The organism is Rhodovulum sp. ES.010 (genome assembly GCF_900142935.1).
Classification (GTDB): Bacteria; Pseudomonadota; Alphaproteobacteria; order Rhodobacterales; family Rhodobacteraceae; genus Rhodovulum.
In genome coordinates, this window is the sequence record NZ_FSRS01000001.1 from 1,243,360 (window position 1) to 1,255,794 (window position 12,435).

Annotated in this window: 9 protein-coding genes and 4 tRNA genes; 3 read left to right on the forward strand and 10 right to left on the reverse strand. The window is 67.3% G+C overall.

Features of this window, described 5'->3' with window-relative positions:
• Positions 1-96: 96 nt before the first annotated feature.
• Together hemA and BUR28_RS06215 are read right to left on the reverse strand one after the other, a co-directional pair.
• Entirely contained in the window at positions 97-1,320 is a 1,224-nt protein-coding gene (gene hemA, locus BUR28_RS06210) for a 5-aminolevulinate synthase (protein WP_074219334.1), read from the reverse strand.
• 443 nt (positions 1,321-1,763) lie between these two features.
• Positions 1,764-2,351, reverse strand: coding sequence for a 5-aminolevulic acid synthase (locus BUR28_RS06215; protein ID WP_254813695.1), 588 nt, complete (start codon positions 2,349-2,351; stop codon positions 1,764-1,766).
• A gap of 124 nt (positions 2,352-2,475) precedes the next feature.
• Here BUR28_RS06215 and BUR28_RS06220 point away from each other — a divergent pair, with 124 nt between their 5' ends.
• Positions 2,476-3,849: a M20/M25/M40 family metallo-hydrolase gene (locus BUR28_RS06220; RefSeq protein WP_074219335.1), complete on the forward strand. Its 1,374-nt coding sequence runs from the start codon at positions 2,476-2,478 to the stop codon at positions 3,847-3,849.
• 191 nt (positions 3,850-4,040) lie between these two features.
• Here the strand turns inward: BUR28_RS06220 and BUR28_RS06225 are convergent, their stop codons facing one another.
• From BUR28_RS06225 to ade, 4 genes are all read right to left on the reverse strand, one after another.
• Positions 4,041-4,262, reverse strand: a complete 222-nt coding sequence (locus BUR28_RS06225) for an RND transporter (RefSeq protein WP_074219336.1) — start codon at positions 4,260-4,262, stop codon at positions 4,041-4,043.
• Between the two features lie 21 nt (positions 4,263-4,283).
• Positions 4,284-4,360: transfer RNA gene (locus BUR28_RS06230), tRNA-Asp, on the reverse strand.
• A 30-nt stretch (positions 4,361-4,390) separates the two neighbouring features.
• Positions 4,391-4,467, reverse strand: a tRNA-Asp gene (locus BUR28_RS06235).
• A gap of 100 nt (positions 4,468-4,567) precedes the next feature.
• Entirely contained in the window at positions 4,568-6,283 is a 1,716-nt protein-coding gene (ade, locus tag BUR28_RS06240; protein WP_074219337.1) for an adenine deaminase, read from the reverse strand.
• Positions 6,284-6,375: 92 nt separating this feature from the next.
• On the opposite strand from ade, the gene BUR28_RS06245 reads away from it, so the two are divergent.
• Positions 6,376-7,389, forward strand: coding sequence for a hypothetical protein (locus BUR28_RS06245; protein ID WP_139307503.1), 1,014 nt, complete (start codon positions 6,376-6,378; stop codon positions 7,387-7,389).
• A gap of 66 nt (positions 7,390-7,455) precedes the next feature.
• Here the strand turns inward: BUR28_RS06245 and BUR28_RS06250 are convergent.
• Positions 7,456-7,531 (reverse strand) — tRNA-Val (locus BUR28_RS06250).
• 169 nt (positions 7,532-7,700) lie between these two features.
• On the opposite strand from BUR28_RS06250, the gene BUR28_RS06255 reads away from it, so the two are divergent.
• Positions 7,701-7,904: a hypothetical protein gene (locus tag BUR28_RS06255; protein ID WP_074219339.1), complete on the forward strand. Its 204-nt coding sequence runs from the start codon at positions 7,701-7,703 to the stop codon at positions 7,902-7,904.
• A gap of 299 nt (positions 7,905-8,203) precedes the next feature.
• Here the strand turns inward: BUR28_RS06255 and BUR28_RS06260 are convergent.
• The 3 genes from BUR28_RS06260 to tgt form a co-directional block, all read right to left on the reverse strand.
• Positions 8,204-8,278: transfer RNA gene (locus BUR28_RS06260), tRNA-Val, on the reverse strand.
• A 278-nt stretch (positions 8,279-8,556) separates the two neighbouring features.
• Entirely contained in the window at positions 8,557-10,968 is a 2,412-nt protein-coding gene (gene lon, locus BUR28_RS06265; protein ID WP_074219340.1) for an endopeptidase La, read from the reverse strand.
• A gap of 201 nt (positions 10,969-11,169) precedes the next feature.
• On the reverse strand, positions 11,170-12,297 hold the full coding sequence (gene tgt, locus BUR28_RS06270) for a tRNA guanosine(34) transglycosylase Tgt (RefSeq protein ID WP_254813696.1): 1,128 nt from the start codon (positions 12,295-12,297) through the stop codon (positions 11,170-11,172).
• Positions 12,298-12,435 lie beyond the last annotated feature (138 nt).

The window sequence follows — 12,435 nt, forward strand, 5'->3', positions numbered from 1 at the left end:
TTGTGTCCCCAGGTCAGACGGCGACCCAAGGGAATCGCCGCCCTTAATGGCTAACATTATCACAAGCACGGGAGCGGTGCACCTAGAGAAGGGTTATCAAGCCGTCAGCTCGGCGCGATTCAGCGCACAATGCGACCAGTACTCGTCCATCGCCCGCACCAGCACGTCCATCTGCTCGGGCGTGTGCACCGGCGAGGGCGTGAAGCGCAGCCGTTCGGTGCCGCGGGGCACGGTGGGGAAGTTGATCGGCTGCACGTAGATGCCGTAAAGCTCCAGCAGCTTGTCCGAGATCGTCTTGGTGTGCACCGGGTCGCCCACGATCACCGGCACGATATGGCTGCCGTGGTCGATGCAAGGCATGCCCAGCCCCTTGAAGCGGGCCTTGAGCACGCGGGCGCGGTCCTGGTGCTTCTCGCGCAGGTCCGTCGCGGTCTTGAGGAAGCGCACCGAGGCGGCGGCGCCGGCGGCCACCGTCGGCGGCAGCGAGGTCGAGAAGATGAAGCCCGGCGCGTAGGAGCGGACCGCGTCGCACATTTTCGCGGAGGCCGCGATGTAGCCGCCGAACACGCCATAGGCCTTGGCCAGCGTGCCGTTGATGATGTCGATGCGGTGCATGAGGTTGTCACGCTCGCACACGCCCGCGCCGCGAGGGCCGTACATGCCCACGGCATGGACCTCGTCGATATAGGTCAGCGCGCCGAACTCGTCGGCGAGATCGCAGATCTCTTCGATCGGACCGAAATCGCCATCCATCGAGTAGACCGATTCGAAGGCGATGACGATCGGACGCCCTTTCTCGATTTTCTCAAGGATTTCGCGCAGATGCGCGACGTCGTTGTGGCGGAAGATATGCTTTTCGCAGCGCCCGCGGCGGATGCCCTGGATCATCGAGGCGTGGTTCAGCTCGTCCGAGACGATCACCAAGTTCGGAAACAGCATCGGCAGGGTCGATAGCGTCGCGTCATTGGCGTTGTAGGCCGAGGTGAAGACCAGCGCGGCTTCCTTCTGGTGCAGATCGGCAAGCTCGGCTTCGAGTTCCTTGTGGTAGACCGTGGTGCCCGAGATGTTGCGCGTGCCGCCCGACCCGGCGCCGGCGGCGTTCAGCGCGTCCTGCATCGCCTCGAGCACCACCGGGTGCTGCCCCATGCCGAGATAGTCGTTGCCGCACCACACCACGATGTCCTGCGAATCGCCATCGGGACGGCTCCACGTGGCCTGCGGGAAGGCGCCCTGGCGCCGCGCGATGTCGATGAAGGTGCGGTAGCGCCCCTCCTCGTGCAGCCGGTTGATCGCCGTATCGAGTGCTGCAGAATAGTCCACCGGGTCTCTCCTTCGTCTTCGGGCCACCATGCGCGGCCTCTGGTTCCCCGGTCTCGTTCCCCGCGGCTGTGGGGGCCGTCCGGGTCCTCCGTCTATTCGGGCCAGCGTCGGCCCTGCCAAGGCGCCCCGCCGTTGTCGGTGGCGCCGCTCCTCTCATCCCTGCCCGTCTTTCATATTCGAATGACGCGGAATGTCTAAGCACCATGCCGCGAAATCGCCCGTTACCTTGCGTTCAAATGCCGCAGATCAGACGTTGCGCGTTCCGATCGGAAACTCTCCCCTTGCGTCGCTCGATTTCACCGCGAACGCCTCACCACTTCCTTTTCAGGAAGGTCTCGCGCGCTCCACTCGGATGTAACAGTACCGAGTCACAGCATGCCCGGACTTTGACCTCTGTCAAGTCGCGTTGACAGATTTTGTGTCAGGTCAGCTGGACATATCGGCTAGCGGTCGGCGACGGCCAGTTCGCAATCGACCGCCCCGGACTGCCGGGCGCAGCCGTCCAGAGCTTCGCGCGCGGCCCCGCCTCCCTTGGCGACCGACCAGATCCCGGTCGACGGCGAGATCGCCATCGCCTTCTCGCCGCGGCCGCCACGCAGATACCTCTGGCGCAGGCCTAGCGTGGCATCGGCGCTGAGGCTCAACCGGCGCGGCTCCCAGCCCAGGGGGCGCACCTCGGCGGCGATCACGCAACGCGCGCCGCCCTGCCGCCGCGAATCGCAACTTTTCAGCGCCGCCTGGCGGGCCGACCCCACGTCGTGATAGTTCGCCGCCGCCACCGTGGCGTTCGACATCAACCCCTCGCCGGGCGCGACCGCGATGGCGGCGTAATACGGTTGCTGCCTGGCCGCGAAATCGAGCGCGCGCAGGTCGTCCTGCTCCGTGAGAAAATCGAGACGGATGATAGTCACTTCGACGCCCGACGGATCGTAGACCAGCGCCCGCGCCGTCCGCCCGTCCACCGGCTGCGCCGAAACCGCCGCCGGCAGGGCCAGTGCGCCCGCCACCATGATCGCCCGGATCGCTTTCATTTGGGCCCTCCCCGATCTGCCTGCGCGAAACCTAGCGCGCGCGCGCCCGCCCGACCACCCCTCTGGACAGCCCGCGGCCGCCTGTTAGGGTCCGCGGCGATCCCACCCCAACGGAGTTCCCCGCATGTCCCTCGACCCCGTGCTCACCCGCATCGACGCCGATCTGCCCCACGCGCTGGACAGGTTGATGGCGCTGATGCGTATCCCGTCGATCTCGACCGACCCGGCCCATGCGCGCGACTGCACCGCCGCGGCCGAGTGGCTGGCTGAAGATCTGCGCTCGATCGGGTTCGAGGCCCGCCCGCATCAAACGCCCGGGCGGCCGATGGTGCTGGGCAATGGCGGCGAGAGCGGCCCGCACCTCCTGTTCTACGGCCACTACGACGTCCAGCCCGTCGATCCGCTTGAACTCTGGCACCGCGATCCGTTCGACCCCGCGATCGAGGAAACGCCCAGGGGCCGGGTGATCCGGGGCCGCGGCGCCAGCGACGACAAGGGCCAGCTGATGACCTTCGTAGAGGCGTGCCGCGCGTGGAAGGCCGTGCATGGCACATTGCCGGCGCGGCTCACGATGTTCTTCGAGGGCGAGGAGGAGTCGGGCTCGCCCTCGCTCGTGCCGTTCCTGCAGGAGAACACGGAGGCGCTGCGTGCCGATCTGGCGCTGATCTGCGACACCGGCCTCTTCGACGCCGAGACGCCAGGCATCGTGACGATGCTGCGCGGTCTCGTCGGTGAGGAAATCACCGTGACCGGGCCGTCCAAGGACCTGCATTCAGGTATGTATGGCGGCCCTGCGATGAACCCGATCCGCGTGCTCGCCCGCATCCTCGCCGCATTGCACGACTCGGACGGCCGCGTGACCGTGCCGGGCTTCTACGAGGGCGTCGCCGACCTGCCCGAGGCGGTCGCCCGCCAGTGGCAGGACCTCGGCTTCGACGCGCAGGCCTTTCTCGGCGAGGTCGGTCTCTCCGAACCCGCGGGCGAGGCAGGGAGCACCGCGCTGGAAATGATCTGGTCGCGCCCGACCTGCGAGATCAATGGCATCCACGGCGGCTACACGGGCGCCGGCTTCAAGACCGTGCTGCCGTCGCAGGCGTCGGCCAAGGTCAGCTTCCGGCTGGTTGGCGAGCAGGACCCGCTGAGGATCCGCGACTCGTTCCGCGCCATGGTGCGCGGGATGCTGCCCCCCGATTGCGAGGTCGCGTTCGAGGAGCACGGCGCCTCGGCCGCCGCGCAGATGGCGATCGACGCCCCGGCCTTCGAACGGGCGCGCGCCGCCCTCTCGGCGGAATGGCCCAAGCCCGCCGCCTTCATCGGGTCGGGCGGCTCGATTCCGGTTGCAGGCCATTTCAAGCGCATTCTGGGAATGGATTCGATGCTGATCGGCTTCGCCCACGATGACGACGCCATCCACTCGCCGAACGAGAAATACGACGTGGAGAGCTTTCACAAGGGCATCCGCTCCTGGGCGCGCATCCTGGCGGCGCTGTCCTCCTGAGCGCGGCGGCCGGGGCTGCCCCTCGGAACCGCGCTTGGGGGCAAACCTGCCCTCCGGGCGCCTCTCGGCGGGACTGGCCCCCGTCATGCGCCGAATCTTCGAGTGCACGGAGGCCACGCCGCGCCGCAGGCGCGGCGCCGGGCCCAACCGGACGCGACGGCGCAGCCGTCAAGGAAGGGCGGTAGCGCCCCCTAGCGTCGAGCCGCCATCCGCCCGAGCTTGGCCAGCAGCAGGGCCCAGGGCGCGGCGTGCAGGCAGAGATCGAGACTGTCGATCCCCCGCCGCAACTCACCCGCGGCCAGCATCCTGAGCTTCTCCCAGATATGCGGTTCGGGCGTGAACGGGGCGAGACCGAGGGTGAGCGCGAGCACGATCGCCAGGGCGAGCGGCATCTCGTCGAGAAAACGGGCCATCGGCGCTCCGGGAGAAGGAAATGGCGCGGTTGACGGGGCTCGAACCCGCGACCCCCGGCGTGACAGGCCGGTACTCTAACCAACTGAGCTACAACCGCGCATTTCGCGGGAGCGGAACGGACGGGCGGTGGCGCGGTTGACGGGGCTCGAACCCGCGACCCCCGGCGTGACAGGCCGGTACTCTAACCAACTGAGCTACAACCGCAGCGCCGTCCGGGCGCGCCCGGCGTGAGGTGTCTTTTAGGCCCGCCCATCGTCCGCGTCAAGCGACTCGCAATGCGAATATCGGCAGTTCTTTCGCCCGTTCACCGCCCGGCCCCGGTCGGGTCGATGATCTCGAACCGCGCCACGTCCACCATGCCGTGATCGGTAACCTTGAGCGCCGGAATCACCGGCAGGCACAGAAAGGCAAGTTGCAGGAAAGGTTCCTCCAGCGTCACGCCCAGTGACCGTGCCGCGGCCCGCAGGTGGTCGAGCCGCGCCTCGACCATCTCGAAGGGCTCCAGGCTCATCAGCCCGGCGACCGGCAGCGGCAGTTCGGCCAGGACCGTGCCCTGCCCGGCCACCACGAAGCCGCCCTCGATCTCGGTCAGGCGCGTCGCGGCCCGCGCCATGTCCTCGTCGGACGCCCCCACCACCACGATGTTGTGGTGGTCGTGGCAAACTGTCGAGGCGATGGCCCCCTCACGCATGCCGAAGCCGCGCACGAAGCCCACCGCGACGTTCCCGTTCCGCCCGTGCCGCTCCACCACCGCGATCTTGGCCAGGTCGCGGGCGGGATCGGCGCGCTTCTCGCCGTCCTCGGGCACGATGTCCTCGACCAGATGCTCGGTCAGGATCCGGCCCTCGACGATGCCGATCACGTGGGTTTCGGCGGTGTTCGAGGCCGCGCGGAAGCTCTGGGGCGTGATCGGCGGCGCCTTGACCGAGCCCCGCCCCACCGGCGCGACCGGCGCGCGCGCGCCGAACGCCGCGTCGTCGACCTCGCGCCCGCCCGCGATCACCAGTTCGGCCCGGCACTCGCCCAGGTCGGCAAGCGCCACGATATCGGCCCGCCGTCCCGGCGCGACAAGGCCCCGGTCCTTCAGCCCGAACGCCTCGGCCGCCGACAGCGAGGCCGCGCGGTACACCGACAGCGGGTCGCTGCCCTCGGCGATCATCCAGCGGATCATGTGGTCGAGATGGCCGAACTCGGCGATATCCAGCGGGTTCCGGTCGTCGGTGCACAGGCACATGTAGGGCGCGGTGCGCTCGGTCAGCAGCGGACGCAGCGCCGCCATGTCTTTCGACACCGACCCCTCGCGGATCAGCACCCGCATCCCCCGTTGCAGCTTCTCCTTCGCCTCTTCGGCACTCGTCGCCTCATGCTCGGTGCGGATGCCGGCGGCGATATAGGCGTTGAGGTCCCGCCCCGACAGAAGCGGCGCATGCCCGTCGATATGCCGCCCCCGGAACGCCTCCAGCTTGGCTAGGACGCCCGGGTCGCCCGCGAGCACGCCGGGATAGTTCATCATCTCGGCCAGGCCGATCACCCGCGGATGGTCCATCAGCCGGGCGAGGTCGTCAGCCTCGATCCGCGCGCCCGCGGTTTCCATCTCCGTCGAGGGCACGCAGGAGGACAGGTTCACCCGGATGTCCATCACCGTGCGGGCGGAGGCATCAAGGAAGAATTCGATCCCCGGAACGCCCACCACGTTGGCGATCTCGTGCGGGTCGCAGATCGCGGTGGTCACGCCGCGCGGGCAGACGCAACGGTCGAACTCGAAGGGCGTGACGAGCGAGCTTTCGATATGCAGATGCGTGTCGATGAAGCCCGGCACCAACGTCAGGCCCGCGACATCGATCACCTCGCGCCCGTCGTAGTCGGCGCCGATGCCCACGATGGTCTCGCCGCAGATCGCCACGTCGCCAGGCACGGTCTCGCCGGTGACGAGATCGAGCACTGCCCCGCCTTTCAGGACGAGGTCGGCCGGCGCCGCGCCGCGCCCCTGCTGGATCAGATCGGCGAGCGGTCGGGGCATGGAACTTCTCCTCTCCGTTGAGTTGTCCCGACAGTTGCAGGCGGGCATGACCGGCACAAGACGGGAACGCGCCGCCCGGCATCTCCCGGTGCGTGCCGGCCCTTGCGGATTTGACGCCTGTCCTGCGCGAATCGTATCGTTCCCGCGACGATGAACGAGGCGGTCCGCAGGCGCCGGCCAAGCGGCGGTTCCCCAAACGTCGCATGGTTTCGATATGGCCGACGCGGGCCGGGCGTGTTCCAGGAATGTCTGACCAGCTCTACGACATGTCCACGGTGGCAGAGGTTCTCCTGGCCGACATGACGATCTTCGCTTCGGTCTTCGGCTTCTTCCGCTTCGTGGATGGAATCATCAGCCCGGCGCTGAAGCGTGATCATGCGGCCATGATCCGCCGGGCAGCCGATGGCCTGTCCCTCGAGATGGCCAGCTGGCTTGACACGTCCCCGCGCGTGATGGACGGCTTCTTCGGACCGCGCCTCGTCTCGTCGCGGGCGCTGATCCGCACCGGCCTTGTCTCGGTCACGCTGTGCCTGATCATCACGTTGATTGCATCGCTGACGATCGGTCATGTTGCAGACTGGGACGACGCGTGGATCGCCTTTCCGCTGATGCTGCTCCTTGTGAACGTTCCGGCCGACCTGTTGTTCGTTCTGAAATCGCGCCTTCTGCTCCGGCACCTCGCCCCCCGGGGCAGGGTCGCCTTCGTGCTGCTGCTCCTGCTCGATATCGCGCTCACCGTCGCCCTGTTTCTCGCCGTGCTGGTCGGCGCTTCGCTGGTGATGTTCGTTGTCCGATACGTGCTTTCGGGCGAGGCCCCGGACATCGACAGGGTCCTCTCCCTTCCGCTCCACCGGCTCGTCAGCCTGCGCGCGGATCCGGACGTGGCGATGGGCGTATTCTTCTACACCACCTTTTTCACGACCGCATGGACGACCGTTTTCGTCCTCGGGGGGATCGCGGTTCACGCGGCCCGGTTCGCGAGGTTCTCGGTGGCGTATCTGCTGGACATCGACGGCAAGCCTATGACGTCGATTGGCGTGCTTGGCGGGTCGATCGCCTGTCTCGCTGTCTGGCTCTATGGCGCGGGAAGGGCGCTTCTGGCCTGAAAGACCAACCGATGGCAGCTCCAGCTCTTGCGACGGGCCGCATCCCACACCCTGCCCTAGGGCCGGTGGTGGGCGATGAGAGACTCGAACTCCCGACATCCTCGGTGTAAACGAGGCGCTCTACCGGCTGAGCTAATCGCCCGGTGACCGCGATTTAGACTGTCGACGGGCCGGGCCGCAAGCCCCCTTGGCGCGCTGCGAGGGGGCAAGATACCCGTCGGTCAACCTGAAATTAACGGTCCTGACCTTTCCTTGGTGATGCCCCATTCCTGCCACGCCGGCGATGGAAAATGGGCAAAAGGAGTTGTGCCATGGCCATTGCGATCGTGTTGTGTTCCATCCTGACCGGGGGCCTGTCCGCCGGCACCGCGGCGCTGATGCTCGAAACCGGCTTTCTCGGGTCGCTTCTCGCCTACTGGCTTGGCGGCATGTCCGGCGCCTTCGTCCTGATCCTCTGGGCCGCCCTGCGCCCCGAGAGCGACACCTGCCCCGCACCGCTGCCGGTCCGCGCCTGATCGTCGCCAAAGGACACGCCCTCAAGGGGCGCGGCGCGACCTGAAGCTGCGCCTTCCCGGGCGTCCAGCGCGGCGGTCGCCTGGGCGCCCCGTCGCGGCGCCTGGACCGCGGTACCAACTCCCGGTCCCATCGCCCCCGCCGCCATAGCGTAAGAACCGTAGCTCCCCGACTGTCAGGGGGACAGGATCACGGCCGGGCTCCGCCGCGTAGATGCCATGATGCGCGTCTTCTTACGGTGGCCGCGCCTGCAGGATGCCGCCTTTCCTCGAATAGGGTGGAAGGCATTCGAGGGGCAGGATGGTGGGTGATGAGAGATTCGAACTCCCGACATCTTCGATGTGAACGAAGCGCTCTACCACTGAGCTAATCACCCTTGGGACGACCTGATAGCCGCTCGTGCAGCGGGCCGCAAGGCCCCGAACGCTTCAGATTGCACCTGAAGGCGACAGGACCTGCGGATCGCCTTTCCCACGCGGGCCGGCTTCCGCCCCGAGGGCCGCGGGTCGATGCCGGCCCCGGTCCGAAGCGCCGAGGATACCAGCGGAAAACCCCGATTCGTTCGGCCCGGGCACCTTCGCGCGCCGCCGCCGGGAAAAGAAAAGGGCGCGCCGCGACGGCGCGCCCTTGATCTTGTCGCGGTGTCGTCCTGCGTCAGTGCGCGACTTGGCCCGCCGCCTCTTCGCCCGAAGCCGAAGACGCCGCCTGGGCCGCCGCCTCCTCGGCCGCCTCGTCCCAGTCGATGGGCTCGGGCTCGCGGACGAGCGCATGTTTCAGCACGTCGCGGACATTGGCCACGGGAATGATCTCCAGGCCCTGCTTGACGTTGTCGGGGATCTCGCGGAGGTCCTTCTCGTTCTCCTCGGGGATCAGCACCGTTGTAATGCCGCCCCTGAGCGCCGCGAGAAGCTTTTCCTTGAGCCCACCGATGGCCAGCACGTTGCCGCGCAGCGTGACCTCGCCGGTCATGGCGATGTCCTTGCGCACCGGGATGCCGGTCAGCACCGAGACGATCGACGTAACCATCGCGATGCCCGCCGACGGCCCGTCCTTGGGCGTGGCGCCCTCGGGCACATGGACGTGGATGTCCCACTTCTCGAAGCGCGGCGGCTTGACCCCGATATCGGGCGCCACGGAGCGGACGAAGCTGGAGGCCGCGTCGATCGATTCCTTCATCACGTCGCCCAGCTTGCCGGTGGTCTTCATCCGGCCCTTGCCGGGCAGCTTGAGCGCCTCGATCGACAACAGGTCGCCGCCGACCGACGTCCAGGCAAGCCCGGTCACCACGCCGATCTGGTCCTCCTTCTCGGCAAGGCCATAGCGGAACTTCTTGACCCCGAGGAAGTCCTCGAGCACGTCCGGCGTGATCGTGACCTTGTCGGTCTCCTTCTTGACCAGCTTGGTCACGGCCTTCCGGGCGAGCTTGGCGATCTCGCGTTCCAGGTTCCGCACGCCCGCCTCGCGGGTATAGGTGCGCACCAGCGCGGTCAGCGCCTCGTCGGTCAGGTCGAACTCGCGAGCCTTGAGCCCGTGATTCTTCATCTGCTTGGGCACGAGGTGCCGCTTGGCGATTTCCAGCTTCTCGTCCTCGGTGTAGCCGGCCAGCGGCAGCACCTCCATCCGGTCCAGCAGCGGGCCCGGCATGTTGTAGGAGTTCGCCGTGGTGATGAACATCACGTTCGAGAGGTCGTATTCCACCTCCAGGTAATGGTCGGCGAAGGTCGAGTTCTGTTCCGGGTCCAGCACCTCGAGCATGGCCGAGGCCGGGTCGCCGCGGAAGTCCTGGCCCATCTTGTCGATCTCGTCGAGCAGGATCAGCGGGTTGGTCGACTTGGCCTTCTTCATCGCCTGGATGATCTTGCCGGGCATCGAGCCGATATAGGTCCGGCGGTGGCCGCGGATCTCGGACTCGTCCCGCACGCCGCCCAGCGAGATGCGGATGAATTCGCGCCCCGTGGCCCGCGCGACCGACTTGCCGAGCGACGTCTTGCCCACGCCCGGCGGGCCGACGAGGCAGAGGATCGGCCCCTTCAGCTTCTTCGAGCGCTGCTGCACCGCGAGGTATTCGACGATCCGCTCCTTGACCTTTTCCAGACCGTAGTGATCCTCGTCGAGGATCGTCTCGGCGCGGGTCAGGTCCTTCTTCACGCGGGACTTCACGTTCCACGGGATCGACAGCATCCAGTCGAGATAGTTGCGCACGACCGTGGCCTCGGCCGACATCGGCGACATCGACTTGAGCTTCTTGATCTCGGCCTCGGCCTTTTCGCGCGCCTCCTTGGAAAACTTGGTGGCGGCCACGCGCTCTTCGAGTTCGGCGATCTCGTTCTGGCCCTCGTCGCCATCGCCCAGCTCGCGCTGGATCGCCTTCATCTGCTCGTTGAGATAGTACTCGCGCTGGGTCCGCTCCATCTGGGACTTAACGCGCGTCTTGATCTTCTTCTCGACCTGCAGGACGCTCATCTCGCCCTGCATCAGGCCGAAGACCTTTTCCAGCCGCTCGGCGACGACGAGGGTTTCCAGAAGCTCCTGCTTCTGCGCCACCTCTATGCCGAGGTGACCGGCCACGAGGTCGGCCAGCTTTTCCGGGGCGCGCGTCTCGGCCACCGTGGCCAGCGCCTCTTCGGGGATGTTCTTCTTGACCTTGGCATAGCGCTCGAACTCGGCCCCCACCGAACGCAACAGCGCCTCGACGGTGGCCTCGTCGCCGATCTCCTCGCTCAGCGCATCGGCGCTGGCCTCGAAAAAGGACTCGTTCTCGAGGAACTCGGTGATGCGCACACGCGTGCGGCCCTCGACCAGGACCTTCACGGTGCCGTCGGGCAATTTCAACAATTGCAGCACATTGGCCAGCACGCCGGTGCGGTAGATGCCGTCGGTCGTCGGCTCGTCGACCGCGGGGTCGATCTGCGCCGAAAGCAGAATCTGCTTGTCGTCCTGCATCACCTCTTCCAGCGCGCGCACGGATTTCTCGCGCCCCACGAAGAGCGGCACGATCATGTGCGGAAAGACCACGATGTCGCGCAGCGGAAGAACCGGGTAGGCGTGGTTCAGTTGTTCGGTCATGTGCGTTCCCTGATATGGCAAGAGGACGCTGGCCCCGTTCTTCCGGCGGCCCCCGGTCCTCTCCTCTCTGGCCCAATATCTGGGGGTCGAACACCCAGATTCAACCAGACTCGTCGCAAGCTTCGCGACACCATGCCCCTGTCGCCTTTAAGGTGCAAGCCACCATTGGGCGCAATTTCGCGCTTTCGGGACCGGGCGGGATTACAGCGGCGGGATATCCCCCTGCGCGAGCCCCGCGCGGAACTCCGCCTCGAAGGCGGCAAAACGGCCCTCGGCGATGGCGGCGCGCATCCCGTTCATAACGTCCTGATAGTAATGCAGGTTGTGCCAGGTCAGCAGCATCGAGGCGATGATCTCGCCCGCGCGGAAGACATGGTGCAGATAGGCGCGCGAATAGGCGCGGCAGGCCGGGCAGGTGCACGCCTCGTCCAGCGGCCTCGGGTCGTCCTGGTGGCGGGCATTCTTGATGTTCACGGCGCCGCGCCGCGTGAAGGCCTGCCCGGTGCGGCCCGATCGCGTGGGCAGGACGCAATCCATCATGTCGATGCCGTGGGCCACCGCGCCGACGATGTCCTCGGGCTTGCCCACGCCCATGAGATAGCGAGGCTTGTCCGCAGGCAGGAAGCCGGGCGCGTAGTCCAGCACGCCGAACATCGCGTCCTGCCCCTCGCCCACGGCAAGCCCGCCCACCGCGTAGCCGTCGAAGCCGATGGCCGTCAGCGCTTCGGCCGATTCCTCGCGCAGGTCGGGCGTCACCCCGCCCTGCATGATCCCGAAAAGCGCATGGCCGGGCCGGTCGCCGAAGGCGGCCTTCGACCGCTCCGCCCAGCGCATCGACAGCCGCATGGCGCGCGCGACCTCGTCCTCGGTCGCGGGCAGCCCCGGGCATTCGTCGAAGCACATCACGATGTCGGACCCCAGAAGCCGCTGGATCTCCATCGACCGTTCCGGGGTCAACTCGTGGCGGGAACCGTCGATGTGGCTCTTGAAGGTGACGCCCGTCTCGGTGAGTTTCCGCAGCCCCGCCAGGCTCATCACCTGGAAGCCGCCGGAATCGGTGAGGATGGGCCTGTCCCAGTTCATCAAGCGGTGCAGCCCGCCGAGCCGCGCCACGCGCTCGGCGCCCGGGCGCAGCATCAGGTGATAGGTGTTGCCCAGCAGGATGTCGGCGCCGGTCGCCGCGACGCTCTCGGGCAGCATCGCCTTGACGGTGCCCGCGGTGCCGACCGGCATGAAGGCGGGCGTGCGCACCTCGCCCCGCGGCGTGGAAATCACCCCGGAGCGCGCCGCGCCATCGGTGGCGAGAAGCTGGAAGCCGAACCCTTGCATGGCTGCCCGCATAGCAGGTGCCGGCGCGGGGGAACAGGCCCGATAGCGCGGCGAGCGCACGCCCGGAATTCAGGCGGGCAAAATGCCCGGACTTGGTGTATGGTTGACGCGTGGGAACACTCCGGTTGTCCGGAGAGG

Coding starts and splice junctions, on each gene's coding strand:
- BUR28_RS06215 (WP_254813695.1), bottom strand. CDS start 2,351: ATGAAAGCGATCCGGGCGATCATGGTGGCGGGCGCACTGGCCCTGCCG.
- BUR28_RS06220 (WP_074219335.1), top strand. CDS start 2,476: ATGTCCCTCGACCCCGTGCTCACCCGCATCGACGCCGATCTGCCCCAC.
- BUR28_RS06225 (WP_074219336.1), bottom strand. CDS start 4,262: ATGGCCCGTTTTCTCGACGAGATGCCGCTCGCCCTGGCGATCGTGCTC.
- ade (WP_074219337.1), bottom strand. CDS start 6,283: ATGCCCCGACCGCTCGCCGATCTGATCCAGCAGGGGCGCGGCGCGGCG.
- BUR28_RS06255 (WP_074219339.1), top strand. CDS start 7,701: ATGGCCATTGCGATCGTGTTGTGTTCCATCCTGACCGGGGGCCTGTCC.
- lon (WP_074219340.1), bottom strand. CDS start 10,968: ATGACCGAACAACTGAACCACGCCTACCCGGTTCTTCCGCTGCGCGAC.
- tgt (WP_254813696.1), bottom strand. CDS start 12,297: ATGCAAGGGTTCGGCTTCCAGCTTCTCGCCACCGATGGCGCGGCGCGC.